General features: G+C 64.4%; 22 protein-coding genes. 11 read left to right on the plus strand and 11 right to left on the minus strand.

The window, feature by feature from the left end; translation table 11 throughout:
• Positions 1 to 105 precede the first annotated feature (105 nt).
• From BCV67_RS02825 to BCV67_RS02840, 4 genes are all read right to left on the minus strand, one after another.
• Entirely contained in the window at positions 106 to 849 is a 744-nt protein-coding gene (locus tag BCV67_RS02825) for a cytochrome c1 (protein ID WP_062166377.1), read from the minus strand.
• Positions 842 to 2,104 carry a cytochrome b gene (locus BCV67_RS02830; RefSeq protein WP_062166378.1) on the minus strand — a complete coding sequence of 421 codons (1,263 nt, stop codon included), beginning with the start codon at positions 2,102 to 2,104 and terminating at the stop codon, positions 842 to 844. The genes BCV67_RS02825 and BCV67_RS02830 overlap by 8 nt, the downstream gene beginning before the upstream one ends.
• A 2-nt stretch (positions 2,105 to 2,106) precedes the next feature.
• On the minus strand, positions 2,107 to 2,727 hold the full coding sequence (gene petA / locus BCV67_RS02835; RefSeq protein WP_057629370.1) for a ubiquinol-cytochrome c reductase iron-sulfur subunit: 621 nt from the start codon (positions 2,725 to 2,727) through the stop codon (positions 2,107 to 2,109).
• Positions 2,728 to 2,903: 176 nt separating this feature from the next.
• Positions 2,904 to 3,848, minus strand: a complete 945-nt coding sequence (locus BCV67_RS02840; protein WP_062166379.1) for a lytic transglycosylase domain-containing protein — start codon at positions 3,846 to 3,848, stop codon at positions 2,904 to 2,906.
• Between the two features lie 146 nt (positions 3,849 to 3,994).
• Between BCV67_RS02840 and miaB the strand changes: the two genes are divergently transcribed.
• The 8 genes from miaB to BCV67_RS02880 all read left to right on the plus strand — a co-directional run bounded on the left by miaB (position 3,995) and on the right by BCV67_RS02880 (position 12,954).
• Positions 3,995 to 5,443, plus strand: a complete 1,449-nt coding sequence (miaB, locus tag BCV67_RS02845; protein WP_062166380.1) for a tRNA (N6-isopentenyl adenosine(37)-C2)-methylthiotransferase MiaB — start codon at positions 3,995 to 3,997, stop codon at positions 5,441 to 5,443.
• A 643-nt stretch (positions 5,444 to 6,086) separates the two neighbouring features.
• On the plus strand, positions 6,087 to 7,073 hold the full coding sequence (locus tag BCV67_RS02850) for a PhoH family protein (protein WP_062166381.1): 987 nt from the start codon (positions 6,087 to 6,089) through the stop codon (positions 7,071 to 7,073).
• On the plus strand, positions 7,070 to 7,555 hold the full coding sequence (ybeY, locus tag BCV67_RS02855; protein ID WP_062166382.1) for an rRNA maturation RNase YbeY: 486 nt from the start codon (positions 7,070 to 7,072) through the stop codon (positions 7,553 to 7,555). Before BCV67_RS02850 ends, ybeY begins: the two co-directional genes overlap by 4 nt.
• Positions 7,556 to 7,803: 248 nt before the next feature.
• A complete protein-coding gene (locus BCV67_RS02860) occupies positions 7,804 to 8,424 on the plus strand; it encodes a hypothetical protein (RefSeq protein ID WP_231732442.1) in 621 nt (206 codons plus the stop codon).
• Positions 8,425 to 8,495: 71 nt separating this feature from the next.
• The gene (locus BCV67_RS02865; protein ID WP_062166383.1) at positions 8,496 to 9,374 is read left to right on the plus strand and encodes an HlyC/CorC family transporter; all 879 of its coding nucleotides are present in this window, start codon (positions 8,496 to 8,498) and stop codon (positions 9,372 to 9,374) included.
• A gap of 38 nt (positions 9,375 to 9,412) precedes the next feature.
• Complete coding sequence (locus tag BCV67_RS02870) at positions 9,413 to 10,603, plus strand: DUF4105 domain-containing protein (RefSeq protein ID WP_062171371.1); 1,191 nt, start codon at positions 9,413 to 9,415, stop codon at positions 10,601 to 10,603.
• 14 nt (positions 10,604 to 10,617) lie between these two features.
• On the plus strand, positions 10,618 to 11,631 hold the full coding sequence (locus tag BCV67_RS02875) for a magnesium and cobalt transport protein CorA (protein WP_062166384.1): 1,014 nt from the start codon (positions 10,618 to 10,620) through the stop codon (positions 11,629 to 11,631).
• 30 nt (positions 11,632 to 11,661) lie between these two features.
• On the plus strand, positions 11,662 to 12,954 hold the full coding sequence (locus BCV67_RS02880; protein ID WP_062166385.1) for a M24 family metallopeptidase: 1,293 nt from the start codon (positions 11,662 to 11,664) through the stop codon (positions 12,952 to 12,954).
• A gap of 235 nt (positions 12,955 to 13,189) precedes the next feature.
• On the opposite strand, the gene BCV67_RS02885 is transcribed toward BCV67_RS02880, so the two are convergent.
• From BCV67_RS02885 to BCV67_RS02915, 7 genes are all read right to left on the minus strand, one after another.
• On the minus strand, positions 13,190 to 14,557 hold the full coding sequence (locus BCV67_RS02885; protein ID WP_062166386.1) for an NAD-dependent succinate-semialdehyde dehydrogenase: 1,368 nt from the start codon (positions 14,555 to 14,557) through the stop codon (positions 13,190 to 13,192).
• A gap of 180 nt (positions 14,558 to 14,737) precedes the next feature.
• Positions 14,738 to 15,583, minus strand: coding sequence for an ABC transporter permease subunit (locus BCV67_RS02890; RefSeq protein WP_057628950.1), 846 nt, complete (start codon positions 15,581 to 15,583; stop codon positions 14,738 to 14,740).
• Positions 15,580 to 16,506, minus strand: a complete 927-nt coding sequence (locus BCV67_RS02895; RefSeq protein ID WP_082746474.1) for an ABC transporter permease subunit — start codon at positions 16,504 to 16,506, stop codon at positions 15,580 to 15,582. The genes BCV67_RS02890 and BCV67_RS02895 overlap by 4 nt, the downstream gene beginning before the upstream one ends.
• The gene (locus BCV67_RS02900) at positions 16,503 to 17,633 is read right to left on the minus strand and encodes an ABC transporter ATP-binding protein (protein ID WP_062166388.1); all 1,131 of its coding nucleotides are present in this window, start codon (positions 17,631 to 17,633) and stop codon (positions 16,503 to 16,505) included. The genes BCV67_RS02895 and BCV67_RS02900 overlap by 4 nt, the downstream gene beginning before the upstream one ends.
• A gap of 630 nt (positions 17,634 to 18,263) precedes the next feature.
• On the minus strand, positions 18,264 to 19,388 hold the full coding sequence (locus tag BCV67_RS02905; RefSeq protein WP_062166389.1) for a polyamine ABC transporter substrate-binding protein: 1,125 nt from the start codon (positions 19,386 to 19,388) through the stop codon (positions 18,264 to 18,266).
• A 340-nt stretch (positions 19,389 to 19,728) separates the two neighbouring features.
• Positions 19,729 to 21,117, minus strand: a complete 1,389-nt coding sequence (locus BCV67_RS02910) for a glutamine synthetase family protein (protein WP_062166390.1) — start codon at positions 21,115 to 21,117, stop codon at positions 19,729 to 19,731.
• Positions 21,114 to 21,878 (minus strand): gamma-glutamyl-gamma-aminobutyrate hydrolase family protein, encoded by a 765-nt coding sequence (locus BCV67_RS02915; RefSeq protein ID WP_062166391.1) that lies wholly within the window; start codon positions 21,876 to 21,878, stop codon positions 21,114 to 21,116. The genes BCV67_RS02910 and BCV67_RS02915 overlap by 4 nt, the downstream gene beginning before the upstream one ends.
• Before the next feature lie 168 nt (positions 21,879 to 22,046).
• Between BCV67_RS02915 and BCV67_RS02920 the strand changes: the two genes are divergently transcribed.
• The 3 genes from BCV67_RS02920 (at position 22,047) to BCV67_RS02930 (ending at position 25,384) form a co-directional block, all read left to right on the plus strand.
• Positions 22,047 to 23,339 carry an NAD(P)/FAD-dependent oxidoreductase gene (locus tag BCV67_RS02920; protein WP_062166392.1) on the plus strand — a complete coding sequence of 431 codons (1,293 nt, stop codon included), beginning with the start codon at positions 22,047 to 22,049 and terminating at the stop codon, positions 23,337 to 23,339.
• Positions 23,340 to 23,471: 132 nt separating this feature from the next.
• Positions 23,472 to 24,800 (plus strand): sensor domain-containing diguanylate cyclase, encoded by a 1,329-nt coding sequence (locus tag BCV67_RS02925; protein ID WP_062166393.1) that lies wholly within the window; start codon positions 23,472 to 23,474, stop codon positions 24,798 to 24,800.
• A gap of 122 nt (positions 24,801 to 24,922) precedes the next feature.
• A complete protein-coding gene (locus BCV67_RS02930; RefSeq protein WP_062166394.1) occupies positions 24,923 to 25,384 on the plus strand; it encodes a bacteriohemerythrin in 462 nt (153 codons plus the stop codon).
• Positions 25,385 to 25,515: the final 131 nt, after the last annotated feature.

Consider the following 25,515-nt stretch of genomic DNA (forward strand, 5'->3'; position numbering starts at 1 on the left):
GGCCCCGCCAGCCCATTGCCGACGGTGACCACGGTTACCCGAGTGTGCCAAGCCATGGGCGCAATTGCCAAGGCCCCCCTTGCACACCCCAGGCTTACACCAGGCTCAATGTACGTCTTTCCAGTATTCGGTCTTGACCAGATAGGCCAGGAAGGTCAGCAGGGCCAGGAACAACACCACCCACACCCCCAGGCTCTGCCGCTTCAGCGCAGCCGGCTCGCCGGCGTATTCAAGGAAGTTGGTGATGTCGCGCACGGTCTGGTCGTAGCTGCGCGGATCCACCTTGCCCGGGTGCGCCAGCTTCAATCCCACCACCGGCGGCTCCAACCCTTCCTGCTCGGCCTTGCCATGAATCGCATGCTGCATGCCCTGCAGCTCCCATAGCGGGTTGGGCATGGACGCATTCGGGAACACGGCGTTGTTCCAGCCCAGCGGCCGTGACTCATCCACATAGAACGACTTGAGGTAGCTGTAGATCCAGTCGCTGCCGCGCACGCGCGCGATCAGGCTCAGGTCCGGCGGCATCTTGCCGAACCACTTGGTCGCCTCGTCGTGCGGCATTGCCACCTGGATCTGCTCGCCGTAAGCGGCACCGGTGAAGTTGAGGTTGTCCATCACCTGCTGCTCGGTGAGCCCCAGGTCGTCCCCCATCCGCGAATAGCGCAGGTATTTGAGCGAGTGGCAGCCCGAGCAGTAACTCATGTAGGCCTGCGCGCCACGCTGCAATGAGGCGCGGTCGCCCAGGTCATTGCCGGCCTGCATCAGCTTGCCGCCGCCGGAAGCAAACGCCGGGGCACAGAACAACATCGCGGCAGCCAAGGCCAGCCGCACAATCCACTTGTCAGTCATGCGTCGTCACCCGGTCCGGTACCTGCTTGGTGCTGTCGATCTTCGTCCAAAGCGGCATGGTGATGAAGAAGGCGAAGTACAGGAAGGTCAACACGCGGCCTACCCAGGTTTCCCAGATCGCCGTGCCGGGGCCGGAACCAATCACGCCCAGCCACACGAAGCACACCACCAGGATGCCGAGCATCACCTTGGAGATCGGGCCGCGGTAGCGCACCGACTTGACCTTGGCCTTGTCCAGCCATGGCACCAGGAACAGGATGGCAATGGCCGAGAACATCACCATCACGCCACCGAGCTTGTTCGGCACCACCCGCAACATCGCGTAATACGGCGTGTAGTACCAGACCGGCTTGATGTGCTCCGGCGTCACCAGCCGGTTGGCTTCGGTGAAGTTGTCATGCTCCAGGAACAGGCCGCCGAACACCGGCGCGAAGAAGATGATGAAGGCCGCCAGGGTAAGCAGGAAGCCGACCCCAACCAGATCCTTGACCGTGTAATACGGATGGAACGGAATGCCATCGGCCGGTGCAGTCGGCGACCAGCGGTTGCCCTTTGGCCCCTTCTTGATTTCCACGCCGTCCGGATTGTTGGAGCCCACTTCATGCAGCGCACCCAGATGCAGCACCACCAGCAACAGCAGCACCAGCGGCATGGCAATCACGTGCAGCGCGAAGAAGCGGTTGAGCGTGGCATCGCCGGGCAGGTAATCGCCCATGATCCATTCGGTCAACCCATTGCCGATCACCGGAATGGCGCCGAACAGCGAGATGATTACCTTCGCGCCCCAGAACGACATCTGGCCCCAAGGCAGCACGTAGCCCATGAAGGCTTCGGCCATCAGCACCAGGTAGATCAGCATGCCCAGGATCCACACCAGCTCACGCGGCTTCTTGTAGCTGCCGTACATCAGCCCGCGGAACATGTGCAGGTAGACCACGATGAAGAACAGCGAGGCACCGGTGCTGTGCATGTAGCGGATCAGCCAGCCCCACTCCACGTCACGCATGATGTACTCGACCGAGGCGAACGCCTCGGCCGCGCTGGGTTTGAAGTGCATCGTCAGGAAGATGCCGGTGACGATCTGGTTGACCAGGATCACCATCGCCAGCGAGCCGAAGTAGTACCAGAAGTTGAAATTCTTCGGCGCGTAGTACTCGCTGACGTGCTTGCGGTACACCGGCACCAGGCCCGGCGCACGCTCATTGACCCAGTCGGCCACGCCGCTGACGGTGCGGGTAAGAATATTGTCGGCCATGATCAGGCTGCTCCCTGCGGATCAACGCCAATGACAAGGGTGTTGTCATCCACATAGTGGTGCGGCGGCACCAGCAGATTGATCGGCGCCGGCACGTCCTGGAACACGCGCCCGGACATGTCGAAACGCGACTTGTGGCAGGGGCAGAAATAGCCGCCTTTCCACTGCGCGTCGTAAGGCTCGGGGCGGATTTCGGCAACCATTTCCGGCGAACAGCCCAGGTGCGTGCAAAGCCCCACCAGCACCGAGATGTCCGGCTTGATCGAGCGGAACTCGGGATTGCCCTTGAGCACGTAATCCGGCTGCTGGTCCTTGTTGCCGGACTCCGGATCCTTGAGCCGTGCATCCAGGGTAGGCAAGGCCTGCAGGATGGCCTTGGACCGTTTGACGATCCAGATTGGTTGGCCGCGCCACTCCAGAATAAGCCGTTGGCCTTCCTGCAGGGCACTGATGTCGGCAGTCACCGGGGCACCGGCCAATTTGGCACGGGCGCTGGGATTCCACGACTTGATGAAAGGAACTGCGGCGAAACCAACACCAACTGCTCCGACCACAGCGGTGGTCGCTGTCAAAAACCGCCGACGCCCGGTGTTGACTGGATCATTTACCCCATCGTTTGCCATCCGGCACTCCGATATTGATTAGGTAGCGAGATGCTGCCAGCGGTCTGGTGGGGGCCATCCCGCTCTGAATCGAATCGTTCCGGAGTGTAGCGGAACGCTTAACGCTCATACAACGCGATCAAACACCAGTCCGCGAAATTTGTCACGGCCTGTTGCAACAGAAACGGAGGTGGACCTTACTGACGCGTGGCCTGTTCGCCACGGTAGCGGTCGGCCAGCTGCGCAACGCGCTGCACGTAGTACTGGGTCTCCTTGTAAGGAGGCACACCGCCATGACGGTCCACGGCGCCTTCGCCCGCGTTGTAGCCGGCGGCCGCCAGGGTCAGGTTGCCGTTGAAGCGGCGCAGCAGCCACGACAGGTATTGCACGCCGCCGCGGATGTTCTGGCCGGCATCGAAGGAATCGGACACCCCGAAGCGACGCGCGGTGGGCGGCATCAGCTGCATCAGCCCCTGGGCGCCGGCGCGGCTGAGCGCGGTGGGATTGAACGCCGACTCGGCATGGATGATGGCCCGCACCACCGCTTCCTCGACACCGAACTCGCGTGCGGCCGCCGCGATCTCGGTGCTGTAGGCCTGGGTGTTGAGCCGCACCGAACCGAAGTTGACCCGCGACTGCACACCGCAGGCGAAGCAGCGCTCGATGTAGCTGTACTGGATGGTCCGCACCGTGCCGATATTGGCCACCTGGGCCGGCCGGCTGCTGGTGTAGTGGCGCACGCCATCCTTCATATAGGAATAGACCTGCCCACTGATCACCCGCTGCGCGCGCCCGGGCGAGACCGGTGCGGGAGCTGGCGTGGACGGCACCGTAGTGGGCGCGGTGCGCGCTGCCACGGCGGTGCTGGCACCAGCCTCGCTCACCTGGCCAACCGGCAACGCCGACGCTGCGGCTGGCGCTGAGGGAACGGCGGCGGACACCGGCGCCGGCGGCACATACCGCGGCGCTTCGCGCGTGGGCCGGTAGCTGCTGACCACGCTGCAGCTGGCGCCACTGACGCGCTTGCTGACGTAATTGGGCACCCCGTCGCTGCCAATGCACTTGTACAGCGTGCCGGCACTGGTCGGCAAAGCGGCCAATGCAGCAGCAAGAACGACGGTGATCCCCAAAATCCCCTTCATGGGCGGGGAGTCTCCCAGCTTCGCCAGGGCTTGCCAAGTATTTGACGCAGCAGCCTTCGTGCTGGGGCCGGCAGCCCGATACAATAGCCAGCTACGAATGCAGCCCCATGGGCTGCGTGCCCGCCCACCCGTCTGGAATAAGCGCCATGCCCGGGACGCCAGCTGCCCCTTTGCCGATCACGGCCGGTTTTGCCGTGACTACTGAAATGACCACTCCTGAATTGATTCCCCTGCCCGGCGTCAAGCCGACGGTTGCCGGCGGCGCGCGCGGCAAGCTCTACATCAAAACCCACGGTTGCCAGATGAACGAGTACGACTCGACCAAGATGGCCGACGTGCTTGCCGCTGCCGAGGGTCTGGAACTGACCGACAACCCCGAAGAAGCCGACGTGGTGCTGGTCAACACCTGCTCCATCCGTGAAAAGGCGCAGGAGAAGGTGTTCAGCCAGCTCGGCCGTTGGAAGGCGCTCAAGGCCAACGGACGCGACGTCATCATCGGCGTCGGCGGGTGCGTGGCCTCGCAGGAAGGCGAAGCCATCGTCAAGCGCGCACCCTACGTGGACCTGGTGTTCGGCCCGCAGACCCTGCACCGCCTACCGGAACTGATCCGCGCCCGCCGCGAGCAGAACAAGCCGCAGGTGGACATCAGCTTCCCGGAGATCGAGAAGTTCGACCGCATGCCGGAGCCGCGCGCCGAAGGCCCGTCGGCCTTCGTCTCGATCATGGAAGGCTGCTCCAAGTACTGCTCGTTCTGCGTGGTGCCCTATACCCGCGGCACCGAGGTCAGCCGCCCGTTCGAGGATGTGCTGGTCGAATGCGCGCAGCTGGCTTCCCAGGGCGTACGTGAGATCAACCTGCTCGGCCAGAACGTCAACGCCTACCGCGGCCCCTACGGCGACGGTGAGATTGCCGATCTCGGCCTGCTGATCCGCACCCTTGCCGAAATCGACGGCATCGGCCGCATCCGCTTCACCACCTCGCACCCGCTGGAATTCAGCGATTCACTGGTGGACGCCTACCGCGACGTGCCGAAACTGGCCAACTACCTGCACCTGCCGGTGCAGGCCGGCAGTGACCGCGTGCTCAGCGCGATGAAGCGCGGTTACACCGCCCTGGAGTTCAAGTCCAAGATCCGCAAGCTGCGCGCGGTACGCCCGGACATCTCGATCAGCTCGGACTTCATCGTCGGCTTCCCCGGCGAGACCGATGCCGATTTCGAGAAGACCATGAAGCTGATCGAGGACGTGGGCTTCGACCAGAGCTTCTCCTTCATCTATTCACGCCGCCCCGGCACCCCCGCCGCCGACCTGGAAGACAGCACCAGCGAGGCCGACAAGCACGCCCGATTGTCGCGGCTGCAGGCGCATATCAATGAGCACGCCGCCGGCATCTCCAAGGCCATGGTCGGCAGCGTGCAGAGCGTGCTGGTCGAAGGCCCCTCGCGCAAGGACCCGAACGAGCTGACCGGCAAGACCGAGAACATGCGCTCGGTGAACTTCGCCGCCAGCCCGCGCTTGATCGGCCAGTTCGTCGACGTGCTGATCACCGAGGCCTTCAGCAACTCGCTGCGTGGCAGGGTGGTCACACAGGACTGACGGGTCGCCGCAGCCTGCCATGGCGCTGGCTGCGGTTGCCAGGCCGGGGGCCTGAGCGGGGGCCTGGTCCGGAGCAGGAGCGCCCCCCCCCTGCCTCCGCTCCGCGCCCGGCCCTCGCGCTGGCGCAAGGGCGTTCGATGGGAGCGACCCGTGGTTGGCAAGCTGCCCCTCTCCCGCGTGTGGGGTAAGGGAAAGCCTCCGCTTTCCGTTGTTTCTATAGCCGATGGCTGGCCGCTGGATTGTTTTCCTGGATCTCGTCTTCCTTGCTTGATGCATGAGGCTTTTGCGTCGAGAGGCTTTCTCCCGCCCCCCAGAGCCTGCGGTCATTTATTCGCCACACCGACTCGAGGCCCGCCAATGCTGGGCTGCGCGCGGTTATCCACATGTTCATCCCGGATCGATCCACACAAATTGTGGACAACTCGTTAGCCGGCAACCGCCCAATGTGGCAGTTTTTTAACCACCCCGCCAAGAAGCTTATGCCGCAAGGGCTGGGCAGGGATATCCACAGCTTGGCCCACGCCACTTCCACATCGGCTGTGGAGAACCGTGACAGCTCCCAGTGGCTGGTGGTCCGCCTGCCACGGGGGTACCCTTCTCCGGTCCCAGGCACGGCTTCGCCGGCCAGTAACCGTTAGTAAAAATGACCACCACGACGCATCGCGATTTCACTCTCGACCCGGCTGACAACGAGCGGCTGGCCAACCTGGCCGGGCCGTTCGACGAGCACCTGCGCCAGGTAGAACTCAAACTGGGCGTGGAGATTGCCAACCGCGGCCATGTTTTCCGCGTCAGCGGCCCGGGCAAAACCGCGCTGGAAGCGGAAAAACTGCTCAAGGCGCTGTATGCGGAAGCAGGCGAAGCCGTCTTCGACAGCCATGCCATCCACCTGCGCCTGAACCGCGCCAACGTGGACCATGTAACCGAACAGGCCTACGAAGCGCAGGAAGTGGCGATCAAGGTCAAGCGCGGCACCGTGCGTGGCCGCGGCCTCAACCAAGCCAGCTACCTGCACCAGATCGCCACCCACGACATCAGCTTCGGCATCGGTCCGGCCGGCACCGGCAAGACCTTCCTGGCCGTGGCGATGGCGGTGGATGCCCTGAACGAATCACGCGTGCAGCGGCTGATCCTGGTGCGCCCGGCGGTGGAAGCCGGCGAGAAGCTGGGCTTCCTGCCCGGCGACCTCACCCAGAAGGTCGACCCCTACCTGCGCCCGCTGTACGACGCCCTGTACGAAATGCTGGGCGTGGAAAAGGTAGCCAAGCTGCTGGAAAAGAACGTCATCGAGATCGCCCCGCTGGCGTATATGCGCGGGCGCACCCTCAACGACGCCTTCGTGATCCTGGACGAGGCACAGAACACCACCATCGAGCAGATGAAAATGTTCCTGACCCGGCTTGGCTTCGGCTCCACCGCCGTGGTCACCGGCGACCTGACCCAGACCGACCTGCCCAAGCACGTCAAATCCGGGCTGCGCGACGCCATCGAAGTACTGCGCGGCGTGGACGGGGTCAGCTTCACCTTCTTCGAATCCCGCGATGTGGTGCGCCACCCGCTGGTGGCCCGCATCGTCAGCGCCTACGACCGCCGCGACCTGCAGCAGGTCAAACCCGGAGCAAGCGAATGACCAAGGGCCCTGTACGTCTGGACGTTGCCGTCAGCTACGCCCTGCCCCGCGCCGGCCTGCCGGCAGCGGTCAGCTTCCGCCGTTGGGTAGCTGCCGCCCTCAACGGCCGCATCCGCGAGGCCGACCTGGCCATCCGCGTGGTAGACGCCAAGGAAGGCCAATCGCTGAACCGCCATTACCGCGGCAAGGATTACGCCACCAATGTGCTCAGCTTTCCGGCCGACATCCCGGAAGGCCTGCCCAAGGGCGTGAAGTTTCCGCTGCTGGGCGACCTGGTGATCTGCGCGCCTGTGGTGGCCCGCGAGGCCGAGGAACAGGACAAGGCGCTGAACGCGCATTACGCCCACCTCACCGTGCACGGGGTGCTGCACCTGCTCGGCTGGGACCATGAAGATGACAAGGAAGCCGAGGCCATGGAGCAGCTGGAACGCGAGATCCTGGCCGACCTCGGCATTGCCGACCCCTACGCCAACGAGCAGTAGTGCCGAGCCATGCTCGGCATGGGCTTTCCCGGCAATCCCAGGTAGTGCCGAGCCATGCTCGGCAGAGGCCTTATCGATAGCCCAATGGCCCGCGAGGCTGTAGGAGCGGCGTCAGCCGCGAAGCAGATACACCTCTTGATCGCGGTCATGCCGGCCACTCGCGGAATGCCAGCTTCGCGGCTCCTGCCGCTCCCACAACCCGGCGCCAAGCCGCGATGCCGCTATCATCGGCACCAGGACTTCACCGAATGAACGCCGTGCGCCTGACCCGCCTGCTCCCGCTAGTATTTGCCGCCGCCGGTTCGGCCCACGCCCAGCCAGTCATTGACCTGCCCGCGCTGATCGAATGCCGGCAGAGCGTCAGTGAATTCGCGGCGCTGGCGCCCATCGCCAACGACCCGCTGAAAGCCGTGGCACTGGGCTGGCGGCCACTGCCGCAGGGCAACCTGTTCATGGCCGAATACATGCTCAACACCCCGATCAGCGTGTTCGGCCACAGTTCCGACCATATCGCCATGGCCGGCGGCACCATCATCGCCATCCTCGACATGCCGGACCCACGGCCGCTGGCCAAACAGCTGGAGCTGGAAACCGGCTACGACGCCCCGGACAAGTTCATGGCCGGCCGCGAGCTGGTCAGCCGCGATGTCAATGACGCCAAGACCGGCGAAGCCCTGATCGAATCGGTGATCCTGGGCGTCTCCACGGTCAAATCCCACCCCGGCAAGACGCTGGCCGGCTGCACCTACAGCCTGGACCTGCCGGCCGAGGAAGACCTCCCGGCCGCTCCCGGCGAGCCTGCCGACAACCCGGCAGATGTCCCGCCGATAGCGCCCAGCGTGCAGACCCCCAACCGGCCGGCTGCTTGAACAGGCAGCGGCAAACATCCTGCTAGACTTGTCGGCACCGCCCGGCGTGCCGGGTGCAGTCAAACCAAGAGATGTCTGAAGACGACAGTAGTACCTCGCCCGAAAACGGCGAGAAGAAACGCAGCTGGCTGGAGCGCCTGGGTTCGGCGTTCTCCAGCGAACCCCATACCCGCGACGAACTGGTCGCCATCCTGCAGACCGCACAGCAGGACGGCCTGATCGCCGCCGATACCTTGCGAATGATGGAAGGCGCCATTTCGGTGGCCGAGCTGACCGTCGGCGACGTGATGATCCCGCGCTCGCACATGGTGTCCCTGCCGGTGGATTGCCCCTTCATCGAGTTGATGAAGCAGGTGGTCGAGTCCGGCCACTCACGCTTCCCGGTGCACGGCGAGAACAAGGACGACATCCTTGGCATCCTGCTGGCCAAGGATCTGCTGCGCGGTGTGGTCGCCGACAATACCCACGCCAGCGTGCGCGAGCTGCTGCGTCCGGCCGTGCTCATTCCCGAATCGAAGAAGCTCAATGTGCTGCTCAAGGAGTTCCGGCTCTCGCGCAACCACATGGCCATCGTGGTTGATGAGTACGGCGGGGTCGCCGGCCTGGTCACCATCGAGGACGTGCTGGAGCAGATCGTCGGCCAGATCGACGACGAGCACGACGAGACCGAAGACCACACCTCGCAGATCGCCATCCTCGCCGATGGCCGCTACGTGGTGGATGCCTTGACCACCATCGGCGACTTCAACGAGCGCTTCGGTGCTGGTTTCTCCGATGACGACTACGACACCATCGGCGGCCTGGTCACCGAGGCGGTGGGCCACCTGCCGGAAATCGGCGATGAGCTGACCCTGGAGCGTTTCGTGTTCCGCGTGGCCAAGGCCGATGCACGCCGCGTGCAGGCCTTCCACGTCACCATCCTGCCGCCTGAAGACCAGGACGCCGATTGATTACCCTGCGCCTGCCGCGGCTGCTGTCCGCGTTTGCGATGCTGTTCCTGCTGCTGGCCGCGATGGCCAGCAGCGCACAGCCTGTCGCCCCCCCGCCCAGCGCTTCCAGCGCGGCACCGCGCATCGGCGTGGTGACCATGCTGCCGGGCGAAGTGTTCTTCGAGCGCTTCGGCCATGACGCCCTAGTGGTGATGGACCCGGCCAGCGGCCAGGCAACGTCATACAACTTCGGTTTCTTCGACCCGTCCGAGCCGGACTTCATCAGCAACTTCGTGCGCGGCAGGATGATGTATTACCTGGTCGCACTGCCGCTGGAAGAAGACCTGGCCCAGTACGAGCATGTCGGGCGCGGCGCCAGCATCCAGTGGCTCGACCTGCCGCCGGCGCAGGCACATGCCCTGGCCGATGCGCTGGCCGAACGGGCCAAGCCCGAAAACGCGCGCTACCGCTACGACTACTTCACCGCCAACTGCGCCACCATGGTGCGCGACAGCCTGGACCAGGCGATGGGCGGCGCCCTGCAATCGCAGCTGGCCGGCCGCTCACGCGGCAACAGCTACCGCAGTGAATCGGTGCGACTGGCCTCGCCTTCGCCGTGGATGTGGCTGGGCTTCGACCTGGGCCTGGGACCCAACGCCGACCAGCCGCTGTCACGCTGGCAGGAAGCCTTCGTGCCGATGCGCCTGGCGGACAGCCTGCGCGAAGTGCGCAACAGCGAAGGCCGGCCGCTGGTTCAGGCCGAACAACAGCTGCTGCCGCAACGCCTGGCGCCCGAGCCGAAGGAAAAACAGCGTTCCTGGTGGCCGTGGCTGCTGGTCGGGCTGGCGGTGGCGGCGGCGCTGCATGCCGCGCGCCGCAAGCCGCGCCTGATTGCCGCGTTCGCACTGCCGTTCTGGCTGTTCTGCGGTATTGCCGGCGCCCTGCTGACCTTCCTGTGGGGCTTCAGCGAGCACCAGGCCGCCTGGGCCAACCGCAACCTGCTGCTGCTCAACCCGCTGGCCCTGTTGCTGGTCGCGGGCGCATGGAGCCTGCTGCGCGGACGTCAGCCGCGTGCCTGGTTCCGGGTAGTGCTGTGGCTGATGACCGGCATCGCCCTGCTGGCCCTGCCCCTGCATTGGCTGTCACTGCAGGCACAGTTCAACGTGCAATGGATCGTGTTGCTGCTGCCCATCCATCTGGTCCTTGCGCTGATGTTTGGGCGCCGCAGCTTGGCGTCACCGGCCAGCTGAGGCACGATGCCGGGATGACAACCGGCATCACTCCCCAAACCGTACAGGCCAACCCGGCCTGCGTGATCAACTGCACTTGGTATGGCGCCGACGGCACACAGCGTGCGCTGGACCTGGACAGCATCAGCGACGTGCTGGCCGACGATGCCAAGGGTTTTGTCTGGGTCGGCCTGTACGAGCCCAATGACAGCGTGCTGGACAAGGTGCAGGAAGAGTTCAACCTGCACCCGCTGGCCATTGAAGACACGCGCAAGGCGCACCAGCGGCCCAAGATCGAAACCTACGGCAATTCGTTGTTCGTGGTGGTGCATACCGCGCAGGTGGTGGATGAGCGCATCCGCTACGGCGAAACCCATGCCTTTCTCGGCCCGCGCTTCCTGGTGACAGTGCGCCACGGCGCGTCGCTGTCGTATGCGCCGGTGCGCGCACGGCTGGAACGAGAGCCCGAGCTGTTGGCGATGGGGCCCTCGTTCTGCCTGTATTCGGTGCTGGACGCGGTGGTCGACCACTACCTGCCGATCACCGACAGCTTCCGCGACACCCTGGACCTGCTTGAGAAGGACATCTTCGCCGACAGCTACAAGCGGCGCACGGTGATCCGCCTGTACGAACTCAAGCGCGAGCTCAACAAGATGCGCCTGGCGGTAGCCCCGCTGCAGGACGCCCTGGCACAGTTGCAACGCAACCAGGCACAGCTGATCAACGAAGAAGTGCGGCTCTACCTGCGCGACGTGCAGGACCATGCCGCACGCGTCAATGAGGCCATCGACACCCTGCGCGAAATGCTGGGCACCGCCTTGAGCGTGAACCTGTCACTGGTGACGCTGGGACAGGGCGAAACCGTCAAGCAGCTCGGCGCCTGGGCTGCCCTGCTCGCCGCCCCCACGTTGGTCACCAGCTGGTACGGCATGAACTTCGCGCATATGCCGGAGCTGGGCGGGCGCTTTGCCTATCCATTGCTGATGGTCGGCGTTGGCGTGATCTGCGTGGTGCTGTACCGCCTGTTCAAACGTTCCGGCTGGCTTTGAGCCAGCGCACAGCCTTCAATGAGGGAAACCATGCAAGACAAGCAGCCCACACCCGCACGCCGCCGCTTCCTGCGCAACACGCTGATTGCGGGTGCCGCAGCGCTGCCCATGTCGCAGCTGGCGTCGGCCCAAGGTAGCGGCAACAGCGACGCCACGGTGCCGGCGTCGATGCGCGGGCTGAAACCGGTCGCCGCGCAGGTAGTGCCGATCGGCAATGACGAGCGCATTGCGCGGGTAGCCAAGGCCCAGCGGTTGATGGCCGAGCATGGCATCGACGCGGTGTTCATTGGCGCCGGCAGCTCGTTGACCTATTTCACCGGGATGCGCTGGTGGGACAGCGAACGCCTGACCGGCGTGATCCTGCCGCGCAAGGGTGAGCCGGTCTATGTCACCCCGGAATTCGAGCGGGTGCGCACGCTGGAGCAGATCAAGCTCGGCAACGACGTGCGCGGCTGGCAGGAAGATGAAGATCCCTACGCGCTGGTAGCCAAGGTGCTGCGCGACATGGGCCACGCCACCGGCACGCTGGGCATGGAAGAAGCCGTGCCCTATTTCCGCGCCAAGGGCATTGCCGATGCGCTGCCACAGGCCAAGGTGGTACCGGCCTGGCCGGTGGTGTCCGGCTGCCGCCGGGTAAAGAGCGCGGCCGAACTGGCACTGATGAAGCTGGCCAACGAAACCACGCTGGCCGTCTATGAAGCGGTGTGGAAGGCCTTGCAGCCGGGCATGACCGAACAGGACATCAGCGCGCTGCTGGCCATGGCCTATGCGCGCACCGGCCTGAGCGGCGATGCCAGCGTCAACATCGGCAAGTACACCGCCTCGCCGCATGGCTCGGACAAACCGCAACACCTGGTCGAAGGCACGCCGATCATCTTCGATGGCGGCTGCCGTGCCGGTGGTTACACCAGCGACATCACACGCACCGTAGTACTGGGCCAACCGAACGATGAGATCCGCAAGGTGTTCGACATCGTGTTGAAGGCGCAGACAGCGGCATTGCATGCCGCGCGTCCGGGCGTGGCGATGGGTGATGTGGACGCCGCGGCGCGCAAGGTGATCAGCGACGCCGGCTATGGTCCGGACTATCGCTATTTCAGTCACCGCCTGGGTCACGGCATCGGCATCGACATGCACGAATGGGATTACCTGGTGCGTGGCAACAAGCATTTGCTGGAGCCGGGAATGACCTTCAGCGACGAACCGGGTATCTACATCCCGGACCGTTTCGGCGTGCGCCTGGAGGACATCCTCTACGTCACCGAAGACGGCGCGGCACTGATGACGCCGCAGAGCAAGTCCATCGACCAGCCGTTTGGTTGATGAGAGCGGCAATCGCGCTGTTGTAGGAGAGGCGTAAGCCGCGAAGCCCCTGCCAAAACAGAGGCGGCAGAGCCAACCCCTCCCCAACCCTCCCCTTCGCTACGCGAAAGGGAGGGAGCTGCAATGTAGTGCCGAGCCATGCTCGGCAGGGGCTTTCCCAACTGCAGTTGCAGGCTTTCGCAGGCACACACGGACCACCAGCTTCGCGGCTTACGCCGCTCCTACAACCTCAGCGTCAGGCCACGTAAACGGTTTTGATATTCATGAACTCATGAATGCCCGGCCCCGCCAATTCGCGCCCAAAGCCCGAGCGTTTGGTGCCACCAAACGGCAAGCGTGCATCGCTCTTCACCACTGAATTGACGAAGGCCGCACCGCATTCCAGCTGCACGGCGACGTTCTCACCGCGCAGCACATCGCGGGTCCAGACGCTGCCGCCAAGACCGAAGCTGGTGTCATTGGCAACCCGCACCGCCTCGGCTTCATCCTTGACCCGGATGATCGCCGCCACCGGGCCGAACAACTCCTCGTCATAGGCGGGCATGCCGGGCCCGACATTGTCGAGAATGGTGGCCAGGTAGCCGGCATTGCTGTCGGCAACCGGTGCGCCACCCAGCAGCACCTTCGCGCCCTTGCCGATACTGGCCCGTACCTGCTTGTGCAGCTCATCGCGCAGGTCAGCGCGCGCCATCGGCGCCATGGTGGTCGCTTCCTCCTGCGGGTCGCCGTATACGCGCACCTGCGCCGCTTCAACGAAGCGCTGCACGAAGGCATCGGCAATCGAATCCACCAGGATGAAGCGCTTGGCCGCGATGCAGGTCTGACCGGCATTGTCGAAGCGCGAACGCACCGCAGCGGCGGCGGCCAGGTCCAGATCGGCATCGTCCAGCACCACGAAGGCATCGCTGCCGCCCAGCTCCATCACGCATTTCTTCAGCTGATCGCCCGCGTTGGCGGCAATCGAACGGCCAGCGCGTTCGCTACCGGTCAGGGTGACCGCCTTGATCCGTCGGTCACGCAGCACTTCGGCGGCCTGGTCGTTGTCGATATGCAGCACGTCGAACACACCCTCGGGTACGCCGGCGGCGGCCACAATCTCGCGCAGCAGATCGGCACAGCCGGGAACATTGCTGGCGTGCTTGAGCAGGGCGACATTGCCGGCCATCAGCCCCGGGGCCAGAAAACGGATCACTTGCCAGAACGGGAAATTCCACGGCATCACCGCCATCACGCAGCCGATCGGCTGGTAGATGACATAGCTGCGCTGGGCTTCGGTGGGGATGGGCTGCGGCTTGAGATAGTCCGCGGCGTGATCGGCGTAGTACCCGCAGGCTGCGGCGCTCTTTTCGATTTCGGCCAGTGCCTCGCGGCGCAGCTTGCCCATCTCGGCCGTCATCGTGCGCTGGATGTCGTCACGGCGCGCGCGCAGGCCGCCAGCGATGTTGCGCAGATAGTCACCGCGTTGATCCAGCGACAACCCCGCCCATTGCGGGAAGGCCGATGCAGCCGCTGCCAGCCGCTGCTCGATGGCAGCCGCCGTCATCAGCTCGACCGTGCGCACGACCTGGCCGCTGAAGGGATTGATAGTCTGATACGACGCCATGGAATCACCTGCACGCAACGAATGCAGGAATGGTAGCGCCGCAAGTGTTGCGGGCAGGTAAATCCCAAGCGAAGGCCTGCAACTCGGCACAGGGACTCATCTGTAGTGCCGAGCCATGCTCGGCAGGGGGCTTTACCGGTAGAGCCTCTGCCGAGCATGGCTCGGCACTACATCTGGGCGTCAGCCGTTTTCCTGCAGGGCCAGCTGCATGTCGCGCTGGCGGCGTTTTTCGGCGCGGGCCGAGATCCACCAACCCAGCACTGCCACCGTCGATACTGCCAGCACCATCAACGTGGCCAGGGCGTTGATCTTCGGGCTCACGCCCATTCTCACCGAGGCAAAGATCTTCATCGGCAGCGTGGTCGAGCTGGGGCCGGCGACGAAGCTGGCAATCACCACGTCATCCAGCGACAGGGTGAAGGCCAACAACCAGCCCGACATCAGCGCCGGCGCGATGATCGGCAAGGTGATCAGGAAGAACACCTTGACCCGGTTCGCACCCAGATCCATTGCCGCCTCTTCCAGCGAGCGGTCCAGCTCCTGCAGGCGCGAGGACACCACCACCGTCACGAAGGAGATGGTGAAGGTGACATGCGCGATCCAGATCGCCACCACGCCCTTGGACGGCAGCCCGAACAAGCCGCCCATCGATACCAGCATCAGCAGGATCGACAGGCCGATGATCACCTCCGGCATCACCAGCGGCGCCGTCACCAAGGCGCCGAACAGGGTCTTGCTGGGGAAGCGCTTGAAGCGGGTCATCGCCATCGCCGCCATGGTGCCGATCACCATTGATGCGCTCGCTGTCCAGAATGCGATCTTGATGCTGATCCAGGCCGCCTGCAGCAGCTGGCGGTCGCGGAACAACTCGCCGTACCACTGTGTGGAGAAGCCCGCCCATACCGTCGCCAGCCGCGAGGAATTGAACGAGTACACCATCAGCAACAGGATCGGCAGGTACAGGAAGGCAAAGCCGAGCAGCAGGATGCTCCAACCCAACCAGGAACTACGCCGGGTCATGCTCATGCCAGCTTCCCTTCCAGCTCACGCTGCTGGGACCGGTTGAAGATGATGATGGGCACCAGCAGCAACAGTAGCATCACGATGGCTACCGCCGAGGCCAGCGGCCAGTCGCGGTTGTTGAAGAACTCGCCCCACAGCACGCGGCCGATCATCAAGGTGTCCGGCCCGCCCAGCATTTCCGGGATGACGAACTCGCCCACCGCCGGAATCATCACCAGCATGCAGCCGGCGATGATGCCGCTGCGCGACAGCGGCAAGGTGATGCGCGCGAACGCCTGCCAAGGCTTGGCACCCAGGTCGTAGGCGGCCTCCAGCAGGCGGTTGTCCAGCTTGACCAGGTTGGCATACAGCGGCAGCACCATGAACGGCAGATAGCAGTAGACGATGCCGATATACGCGGCGACCGGGGTGTAGAGGATGCGCAGCGGCTCGTCGATCAGCCCGAGGTTCATCAGCGTCCGGTTGATCAGGCCGTTGCTGTCGAGGATGCCGATCCAGGCGTAGACGCGGATCAGGAACGAGGTCCACGACGGCAGCACCACCAGCATCATCGCGATGTTGCGCGCCGACGGTGACATCCGCGAGATCACGTAGGCCATCGGGTAACCGATCAGCAAGGTCAACAACGTCGAGATCACCGCGATCTTGATCGAACTCAGATAGGCGACCAGGTACTGGCTGTCGGTGAACAGCGCGGTGTAGTTGCCAAGATTGAGGTTCACCGTGAACGCGTTGTCCACGTATTCGACGATGGAGGTATACGGCGGCATGGCCACCGCCATCTTGGCGAAGGAGATCTTCAGCACGATCAGGAACGGGATGGCGAAGAACAGCAGCAGCCACAGGTAGGGCACGCCGATCACACCTGCGCGCGCACCGGGCAACCACCGCCGCCAACCGCGGGTGAGTGGGCTGGTCGCGCTCATGAGGTCAGCACCACGCCGTCGTTGTCGTCCCAGGACACCCAGACTTCATCGTTCCAGGTGATGCCGTCGCTGTCCCAGCGCTTCATGTTGGCGAAGTTGGACAGGATCTTGGCGCCACTGGGCAGGCGCACGTGGTAGACCGAGTGGCTGCCGAAATAGGCGATGTCCTCGACCACGCCGAAGGCCTTGTTGGTCTCCCCTTCCGGTTCTTCCTTGGCGATGTGGACCTTCTCCGGGCGCAGCGCGAACGCCACCGGCTGGCCTTCGTAGCCGGTGATGCCGTGGCCTACGTAGATCGGCGCCGGGAAATCCGCGGTGCGCACGGTGACGTATTCGGGCAGGTCCTCGTCGATCACGCCTTCGAAGGAATTCACCGAGCCGATGAAACCGGCTACGAAACGATTGGCCGGCTGCTCGTAGATGTCATCGGGCTTGCCGATCTGCTGGATCCAACCCTGGTCCATCACTGCGATGCGGGTGGCCATGGTCATGGCTTCTTCCTGATCATGGGTGACCATCACGCAGGTCACCCCCAGCTGCTCGATGATGTTGACCAGCTCCAGCTGCATCTTCGAGCGCAGCTTCTTGTCCAGCGCGCCCATCGGCTCGTCCAGCAACAATAGCTTGGGGCTCTTTGCCAGCGAGCGCGCCAGCGCCACGCGCTGCTGCTGGCCGCCGGACAGCTGGTGCGGCTTGCGCTTGCCCAGCTTCTCCAATTGCACCAGCTCCAGCATCTCGCCGACGCGGCGGGCGATGGCGTCCTTGGCCATGCCGTCCTGCTTCAGGCCGAAGGCGATGTTCTGCTCCACCGTCATGTGCGGGAACAGCGCATAGGACTGGAACATCATGTTGATCGGCCGCTCGTAGGGCGGCAGCGCGGTGATCGGCTGGCCGTCGAGCAGGATCGTGCCCTTGGTCGGGGTTTCAAAGCCGGCCAGGCAACGCAGCAGGGTGGACTTGCCACTCCCCGACCCCCCGAGCAGCGCGAAGATCTCGCCCTTGCGCACATCAAGATTGACGTCATCGACGGCGACGAAACCATCGAATTCCTTGCGCAGATCGCGAATGGACAGGTAGCCGGGCTCGCTGTTCAAAGCGATGGCCTCTGGCTTGGCGTCAACGGGCATGTAGGGCTCCGGAAGCAGGCAGATGAACAAACCAGCGTAGTTTAGCCCCCCCTTTTTGCTGACGACACCGCCGGCTGTGGCGGTTGGGGGCGATTGAACCTGCCAGGGCTGCAGGAGCGGCGTCAGCCGCGAAGCTGATAGTGCGTGAAGGCTCCACAAGAGCTTACCCCTCCCCAGCCCTCCCCTTGGCTACGCCAAAGGGAGGGAGACCAGCCGGCGCCTCGATGTTGTAGGAGCGGCGTCAGCCGCGAAGCTGGCAATGCCTGAAAGGCCGCAAGAGCTTACCCCTCCCAAACCCTCCCCTTGGCTACGCCAAAGGGAGGAAGAGCAGCTGGCGCGTCTCGAGCTGTGCGGGCTGTGGGAGCGGCGTCAGCCGCGAAGCTGGCAATGCCTGAAAGGCCACAAGAGCTTACCCCTCCCCAGCCCTCCCTTGGCTACGCAAAAGGGAGGGGGCGGACTTCTGGCTGCGTCGAGTGAAGTCCTGCTCACGCTGCTGCCGCCCCTTGGAGCACCACAAACAACAACGCCTACCCTTGTGAGGGAGGCGTTGTCTGGATCAGATGCGAAACGCGCCTTGGCCCTGATCACCCATCCCTCGGACGCGGGACGGGTGGCAGGCACGGCTTCAGATCAACGACCGGTCTTCACCTCGGTCCACAGACGGGTGTACAGCTTGTCCGTCTCCGGGCTGTTGATCGCATAGGTGAACATCTTGGCGGCCACGTCTTCGGCCGGGTAGATGGTCTTGTCGTCACGGATGGCCGGGTCAACCAGCGAGGTCGCCGACTTCACCGGGTTGGCATAGTGGGTCACGTTGGTGTTCTTGGCCGCGACTTCCGGCTCCAGCAGGTAGTTGATGAAGGCATAGGCATTGCCCGGATGCTTGGCATCCTTGGGAATGGCCAGCATGTCAAACCACTGCGGGGCACCTTCCTTGGGGATGGAATAGGCCACTTCCACGCCATTCTTGGCCTCTTCGGCGCGGTCACGGGCCTGGATGATGTCACCCGACCAGCCCACCACCAGGCAGGTGCTGCCGTTGGCCAGCGAGCCCACGTACTGCGAGGAGTGGAAGTTCTGCACGTACGGACGGATCGACTTGAGCAGGTCGGCAGCCTTCTGCAGCACGGCCGGATCGGCGCTGTGCGGGTCTTCGCCCAGGTAATGCAAAGCCACCGGGATCATGTCCGCAGGCGTATCCAGCAGGGTGACGCCGCAATCCTTCATCTTGGCGATGTTTTCCGGCTTGAACACCAGGTCCCAGCTGTTGGCGATGTCGGCGCTGCCGCCGAAACGCTCTTTCAGCTTGGCCACGTTGTAGCCGATGCCGGTGCTGCCCATCATGTACGGCACGCCGTACTGGTTACCCGGGTCCTGGCCGGCGATGCGCTGCATCACCGCCGGGTCAAGGTTGGCCAGGTTCGGGATCTTGCTCTTGTCCAGCGGCAGGAACACACCGGCCTGAATCTGGCGGCCGAAGAAGTTCAGCGTCGGCACCACGATGTCGTAGCCGCTGTCGCCGGTCAGCAACTTGGTCTCAACCATCTCGTCGCTGTCGAACACGTCGTAGGTGACCTTGATACCGGTCGACTTCTCGAAGTTCGGAATGGTGTCTTCGGCGATGTAATCCGAATAGTTGTAGACGTTGAGGACCTTGGCCTCGCCGCCTTCAGCAGGCTTGGCGCCGGGTTCCTTGCCGCCGCAGGCAGCAAGCAGGGAAATGGCGACACCAACGGTCAGAATGCGCAGATTCATGGGTTCTCCAGTGTGATCCGGGAGCGGTATGGGGGACCGGCCAAGCCGGGAGGTGGGCCATTGTCCCATCTGCGGCGCCTTTCTGTGTAGAAGGCGGGCTGCAGGGGGTTGTGGGAGCGGCGTGAGCCGCGAAGCAGGCAATGCTTGAAAGGCCAAAGAGCCAACCCCTCCACAACCCTCCCCTTTGCTACGCAAAAGGGAGGGAGACAAGCTGTAGGAGCGGCGTGAGCCGCGAAGCTGACATCGGTTCAGCGCCCGAGACACCCGCGACCTGACATCCTGCGAGCTTCGCGGCTTACGCCGCTCCTACAATCCTGCGCGCCCTGCCTTCCTGCGCGGATCACACGTTCAACAGCAGGAATTCACGCTCCCAGGAGCTGATCACGCGGAAGAAAGTCTCGTACTCCTTGCGTTTCACCGAGACGTAGGCACGGCAGAACCGGCGCCCCAGCAGCTCCTGCAGCGCGTCGCAGGCTTCCAGCCCGTCCAGCGATTCACCCAGCGAGCGCGGCAGCTCGTAGCCCAGCTCCTTGGCGTTGCCGCTGATCGGCGGGGTCGGCGTCAGCTTCTCGCGGATCCCCAGCAGGCCACAGGCCAGGGTCGCCGCCATCGCCAGGTAAGGATTGGCATCGGAACCGGCGAAGCGGCTTTCCACGCGGTTGTTTTCCAGGCTGTCCATCGGTACGCGCAGGCCGCAGGTGCGGTTGTCGAAGCCCCACTCAACGTTGCTCGGCGAGACTTCGCCAAACACCAGGCGGCGGTAGGAATTCACGTTCGGCGCGAAGAAACCCATCGCCGCCGGAACGTACTTCTGCAGGCCAGCCAGGTAATTGTCGAAGGTTTCGCTGTACTCACCTTCTTTTTTGCCGGCAAACACGTTCCTGCCATCGGACACACGCACCAGACTCTGGTGGATATGCATCGCGCTGCCGGGTTCGGTTTCCATCGGCTTGGCCAGGAAGGTGGCGTAGATGCCGTGGCGCAATGCCGCCTCGCGCATGGTGCGCTTGAAAAGGAACACCTGGTCGGCCAGCGACATCGCATCATCGTGGGTGAAGTTGACCTCCAGCTGGGCGGCGCCGGATTCGTGGATCAAGGTATCCACGTCCAGCTTCATCGCATCGCAGTAGTCGTACATCAGGTCGAGGATGGGATCGAACTCGTTGACCGCATCGATGGAATACGACTGGCGCGCGGTTTCCGGGCGACCGGAACGGCCCGCCGGCGGCAACAGCGGGAAGTCGGGGTCGGTGTTCTTCTGCACCAGGAAGAATTCCAGCTCCGGCGCCACCACCGGTTTCAGGCCGAGTTCCTCATAGGCGACCAGCACGCGCCGAAGCACGTTGCGCGGCGCCAGCTCATGCGGCTGGCCACTCTTGGTGTAGCAATCGTGGATGATCTGCGCGGTCGGGTCGGTCGCCCAAGGCACCATGCGCACGGTATCCGGGTCCGGACGCAGGATCATGTCCGCGTCGGCCGGCGAAGTCAGCTCGTAGTAGTCATCCGGGTAATCGCCGGTCACCGTGGTGGCGAAGATGCCTTCCGGAAGGCGCGTGCCGTAGTCGTGCGAGAACTTATCAGCCGGGATGATCTTGCCGCGCGCATTGCCGGTGATATCCGGCACCAGGCATTCGACCTCGGTGATGTGCCGGTCCTTGAGCCAGCGCAGCAGCGAGCTTTCTTCCTGTACGGCGGCGGCGGTCTTGCGGTTGCGGGGGCGCGAAGTCATGGGGAACCAACTTGTTTGTGTAACCGATAGCGGCGACAGGCCTCGCCGAAGGCTTGAAAAATACCCAGATAGAACGGATTTTCGGCAACCCGCCATTCCGGATGGAACTGCACGCCAAGCAGGAACGACGGGCCACTGCCACGAAAGGCCTCGATCAGGCCGTCCGGCGCGTGGGCCTCCACCTGCAGGCCTTCACCGAGGCGGGCAACGCCCTGGCCGTGCACCGAATTGACCATCACCTCGGTGCCGCCGGCAATGCCGGCCAGCAGGCCATCCGCACGCAATCGCAGCGTATGGGCCGGCCCGTATTGCACGTCCAGCGATGCCGCCGGGTTTTCACGATGATCAGCCAGACCGGGTACTTCATGCACCTTGGGGTGCAGGCTGCCACCGAAGGCGACATTGAGCTCCTGGAAACCCCGGCAGATGGCCAGGATCGGCATGCCCAGCGCAAACGCCTGCGGAATCAGCCCGAACACATTGGCATCGCGTGCCGGATCATGCGGATTGCCCGGCCAGCTGTCGCCGCCGTTGTAGTGATGCGGCTCGATGTTGCTGGTCGCACCGGTCAACAGCAGCCCATCCAGGGTGGCCAGCCAATCCCCTGCCGGCAGCGGCGGTTGCAGCAGCGGCAGTACCAGCGGGGTGGCCTGCGCGCCCTCGACAACGGCGCGCACATACTTTTCACCGACCACAAGAAAAGGATGGGAGCCGATCGGCTTGCTGTCGGTAGGCAAGCCGACCAGCGGCAGGCTGGCCATGGGTGAAGCTCGTGAGACGTGCTAGCACGCTACCCCTGCCCCGCGGATTAGGCAACCAAGCGCCATCTGTCATTCAAGTTGCAGGGGGCACACTAAGCCGCTTGTTCCCCCGCCTGCGCGCGCCGCATACGCAGGGGTCGTTACACTGCCCGCCCCTGATTCGGCCTGATGTCCGTGGACGCCGCTGCATCCGTTTACCCACCAAGCTGGTACGCCGCCAGTCAACCCGAGCTCGCCGCGCATGCACCGCTGCGTGGGCAGGCGCGTGCCGACGTGGCCGTGCTCGGCGCCGGTTACACGGGCCTGACGGCCGCACTGGCCCTGGCCGAAAAGGGCTACAAGGTCACCGTGCTGGAGGCCGAGCGGATCGGCTGGGGCGCTTCCGGCCGCAACGGTGGCCAAGCCATCGTCGGCTACGGCTGCGAGCAGGACACGCTGGAAGCGCTGATCGGCGACGACGATGCGCGGCTGCTGTTCGATTTCTCGCGCGATGGCATGCACATGCTCAAGCAGCGCATCGCCCGGCATGGCATCGACTGCGATTGGCGTGACGGCCATGCCAGCGTGCCGATCCACCCGCGTCAGGAACGTGCCCTGCGTGCCGACATCGAGCGCATGGCGCAGCGCTACGACTATCCGCTGGAATGGTGGGACCGCCCGCGCCTGCAGCAGGAGCTGGCCAGCGACCGTTACCTGGGTGCGATGTACGACCCTGCCAGCGGCCATCTGCATCCCTTGGCCTATGCGCAGGGCCTGGCCCAGGCGGCGGTGGCCGCGGGCGTCACCGTGCACGAGCATTCACCGGTCACCCGCCTGCAGCGCGGCACGCAGCCGGCGCTGATCACCGACCACGGCCGCGTCGATGCCGATTTCGTCGTATTGGCTGGCAACGCCTGGCTGCAGGGCATCGCACCCGAGCTGGAAACCCGGATGATGCCGGTCGGCACCTATATCGGTGCCACCCAGCCGCTCGGCGCCGAGCGCGCACGCGCACTGATCCGCAACGACATGGCCGTGGCCGATGTGAACTGGGCGCTGGACTACTTCCGGCTCAGCCGCGACCACCGCCTGCTGTTCGGCGGCCAAGCCAACTATTCCGCACTGCCACCGCCGGGCCTGCGCGCCAGCATGACCCGCCGTATGCGCCGGGTATTCCCGCAACTGGCCGACGTCGAGATGGAATACGTGTGGGGCGGCTATATCGACATCACCCGCAACCGCGCCCCGCATTGGGGCCGGATCACCCCGAACGTGTATTTCGCCCAGGGATTTTCCGGCCACGGCGTCGCCAGCACCGGGCTGGCCGGTGAAGTGATCGCCGCCGCCATTGCCGGCCAGGCGCAGCGTCTGGACGTGTTCGAACGCATCCCGCACGGCGTGTTCCCCGGCGGCAAGGCCCTGCGCATGCCGCTGTTGGTGGCGGCCATGTCCTGGTACAAGCTGCGCGACCTGCTCTGGTAAGGCCCGAGCACGGGGCGAGTGCGGCAAGCGGCAATGTCGACCGGTGGGTGAAGGCCAGCCTTCACGCCGGCGCGGCAACCGCAACGCGCGCTCCACCTCAAGTTCTTACGGCAGCTGCCGTTACACGTTCCGATGCTCCCTACTCTCGCCCCTCTTGCCACTCCGCCACAGCTCGCGTTCGACAGCCCGTCGATCACGCCGCTGCCGCAGCGCATTCTGCTGGTGGAGAACTCGCGCACCTTCACCACGATGCTGCGCGAGGCCATCGAGCAACGCCTGGAGCTGCCGGTCAGCGTCGCTTCCAGCCTGGCCGAAGCCGGCGAGCTGCTGGACCGCGAAGACGGTTGGTTCCTGGTGCTGACCGGGCTGGTGCTGACCGATGGCGACCGCGACCAGGTGGTGCAGTACTTCGTCAACCGCGGGCTGCCGACCATCGTGGTCAGCGGGGTCTATGACGAAGACCTGCGCAAGCGCGTGCTGCAGCAGCAGATCATCGACTACGTCCTGAAGAACACACCGGGCAGCATCGACTATCTGGTCTGGCTGGTACAGCGCATGGAGCGCAACCGCCGCATCGCCGCATTGGTGGTGGACGATTCGCCGTCGGCGCGCGCCTATGCCGCCGCCTTGCTGGCGATGTACGGCTACCACGTCATCGAGGCCGATGACGGCGCCTCGGCGCTGCGCGCGATCGAGGCCGACCCGGCCATCCGCCTGGTCATCGTCGATGAGGAGATGCCCGGCATGCAGGGCGTGGAACTGACCCGCCGGCTGCGCGCCCTGCGTGCACGCGACAAGGTGGCGGTGATCGGCATTTCCGGCAACACCGATCCCTCGCTGATCCCGCGCTTCCTCAAGAACGGCGCCAATGACTTCCTGCGCAAGCCGTTCTCGCGCGAGGAATTCTTCTGCCGGGTCTCGCAGAACGTGGACCAGCTGGAACTGATCGGCACACTGCAAGATCTGGCTACCCGCGATTTCCTGACCGGCCTGCCCAACCGCCGCAGCTTTCTGGAACAGAGCCAGCGCCAGCTCGGCGCCGCCGACAACGCCGGCATGGTGGCGGTGGCCATGGTCGACATCGACCATTTCAAGCACATCAATGACAGCCTCGGCCACGAGGCCGGAGACCAGGCCATCCGCGCCGTCGCCTCGGTACTGCAGGCGCATACGCGCGCGCACGACATCAGCGCGCGCTTTGGCGGCGAGGAGTTCTGCCTGATGGTCAGCGGCATGGACGCTGCCGCCAGCACCGACCATTTTGAACAGATGCGGCAGGCGGTGGCCGCCTTGCGCCTGCCGTTCGGCGACAACGTCCTGCGCATGACGGTCAGCATCGGCGTCTGCCGCATGCCGCTGCGTGGCGGCAACCTGCACCTGCTTATCACCGAAGCCGATCGCCAGCTGTACCTGGCCAAGGCAGGCGGGCGCAACCGTATCTGCAGCAGCGATACGCATTGAACGCGATCAGCCCGCGATCTGAACGAAAACCGCGCTGAAAACCCGGCATTGATCCAGATCAACGCGCCGGCCCGGTGCGCTCCCTAAAGTGCAGCTCAACGCACGCAGAGGGAGAAGGGGCGGTGGCATTACTGGTTTGGCAGGACGATCTCAATACGGGTGTGGAGGTCATCGACCACCAGCACATGCGCATCGTGGAGATGCTTAACCACCTGCATGTTGCGCAGAAAAGCCTCGAGCGCGTTGCCGTGGCCGAAGTCATCGACGAACTGGTGGACTACACCATGTCGCACTTCGCTTTCGAAGAAGAATTGATGGAAGAAGCCGGCTACCCGTTCTGCGCCGCGCACAAGCGCGTGCATGAAGTGTTCGGCAAACGCGTCTCCGAATACCGCTTGCGCTTCCAGGCCGGTGAGGACGTCACCGACGAGCTGCGCAACATGCTGTCACGCTGGCTGTTCAACCACATCCGTGGCGACGACAAGGCCTATGCCGAACACGTGAAGCGCCACCTCAACCAGTTTGCGCGTGATCATCAGGAAGGCAGCTGGCTGGGCCGCACGCTGAAACGCCTATTCCGCTGAGCCCTTGTTTGCGGGAGCAAGCAGTTGCCGGCACCTCCACAGATGCCGCAATCGCACCGCTCCCGGGTTTTCCGCCGCAGGTACGCCGCGAGGCGCACAGGTTGCCGATCTGTGTGGGATTGGCGCTGGTC

This window comes from Stenotrophomonas nitritireducens, assembly GCF_001700965.1.
In the GTDB taxonomy this organism is placed as follows: Bacteria; Pseudomonadota; Gammaproteobacteria; order Xanthomonadales; family Xanthomonadaceae; genus Stenotrophomonas; species Stenotrophomonas nitritireducens_A.

Excerpts from the sequence above, each read along its gene's own strand:
- BCV67_RS02880 (WP_062166385.1), top strand. The coding sequence starts at position 11,662 with ATGCAAGACAAGCAGCCCACACCCGCACGCCGCCGCTTCCTGCGCAAC.
- BCV67_RS02910 (WP_062166390.1), bottom strand. The coding sequence starts at position 21,117 with ATGACTTCGCGCCCCCGCAACCGCAAGACCGCCGCCGCCGTACAGGAA.
- BCV67_RS02920 (WP_062166392.1), top strand. The coding sequence starts at position 22,047 with ATGTCCGTGGACGCCGCTGCATCCGTTTACCCACCAAGCTGGTACGCC.
- BCV67_RS02875 (WP_062166384.1), top strand. The coding sequence starts at position 10,618 with ATGACAACCGGCATCACTCCCCAAACCGTACAGGCCAACCCGGCCTGC.
- BCV67_RS02915 (WP_062166391.1), bottom strand. The coding sequence starts at position 21,878 with ATGGCCAGCCTGCCGCTGGTCGGCTTGCCTACCGACAGCAAGCCGATC.
- BCV67_RS02865 (WP_062166383.1), top strand. The coding sequence starts at position 8,496 with ATGTCTGAAGACGACAGTAGTACCTCGCCCGAAAACGGCGAGAAGAAA.
- BCV67_RS02850 (WP_062166381.1), top strand. The coding sequence starts at position 6,087 with ATGACCACCACGACGCATCGCGATTTCACTCTCGACCCGGCTGACAAC.
- miaB (WP_062166380.1), top strand. The coding sequence starts at position 3,995 with ATGCCCGGGACGCCAGCTGCCCCTTTGCCGATCACGGCCGGTTTTGCC.
- BCV67_RS02890 (WP_057628950.1), bottom strand. The coding sequence starts at position 15,583 with ATGAGCATGACCCGGCGTAGTTCCTGGTTGGGTTGGAGCATCCTGCTG.
- BCV67_RS02825 (WP_062166377.1), bottom strand. The coding sequence starts at position 849 with ATGACTGACAAGTGGATTGTGCGGCTGGCCTTGGCTGCCGCGATGTTG.
- petA (WP_057629370.1), bottom strand. The coding sequence starts at position 2,727 with ATGGCAAACGATGGGGTAAATGATCCAGTCAACACCGGGCGTCGGCGG.
- BCV67_RS02905 (WP_062166389.1), bottom strand. The coding sequence starts at position 19,388 with ATGAATCTGCGCATTCTGACCGTTGGTGTCGCCATTTCCCTGCTTGCT.
- BCV67_RS02900 (WP_062166388.1), bottom strand. The coding sequence starts at position 17,633 with ATGCCCGTTGACGCCAAGCCAGAGGCCATCGCTTTGAACAGCGAGCCC.
- BCV67_RS02925 (WP_062166393.1), top strand. The coding sequence starts at position 23,472 with ATGCTCCCTACTCTCGCCCCTCTTGCCACTCCGCCACAGCTCGCGTTC.
- BCV67_RS02830 (WP_062166378.1), bottom strand. The coding sequence starts at position 2,104 with ATGGCCGACAATATTCTTACCCGCACCGTCAGCGGCGTGGCCGACTGG.
- BCV67_RS02895 (WP_082746474.1), bottom strand. The coding sequence starts at position 16,506 with ATGAGCGCGACCAGCCCACTCACCCGCGGTTGGCGGCGGTGGTTGCCC.
- ybeY (WP_062166382.1), top strand. The coding sequence starts at position 7,070 with ATGACCAAGGGCCCTGTACGTCTGGACGTTGCCGTCAGCTACGCCCTG.
- BCV67_RS02885 (WP_062166386.1), bottom strand. The coding sequence starts at position 14,557 with ATGGCGTCGTATCAGACTATCAATCCCTTCAGCGGCCAGGTCGTGCGC.
- BCV67_RS02840 (WP_062166379.1), bottom strand. The coding sequence starts at position 3,848 with ATGAAGGGGATTTTGGGGATCACCGTCGTTCTTGCTGCTGCATTGGCC.
- BCV67_RS02870 (WP_062171371.1), top strand. The coding sequence starts at position 9,413 with ATGCTGTTCCTGCTGCTGGCCGCGATGGCCAGCAGCGCACAGCCTGTC.
- BCV67_RS02860 (WP_231732442.1), top strand. The coding sequence starts at position 7,804 with ATGAACGCCGTGCGCCTGACCCGCCTGCTCCCGCTAGTATTTGCCGCC.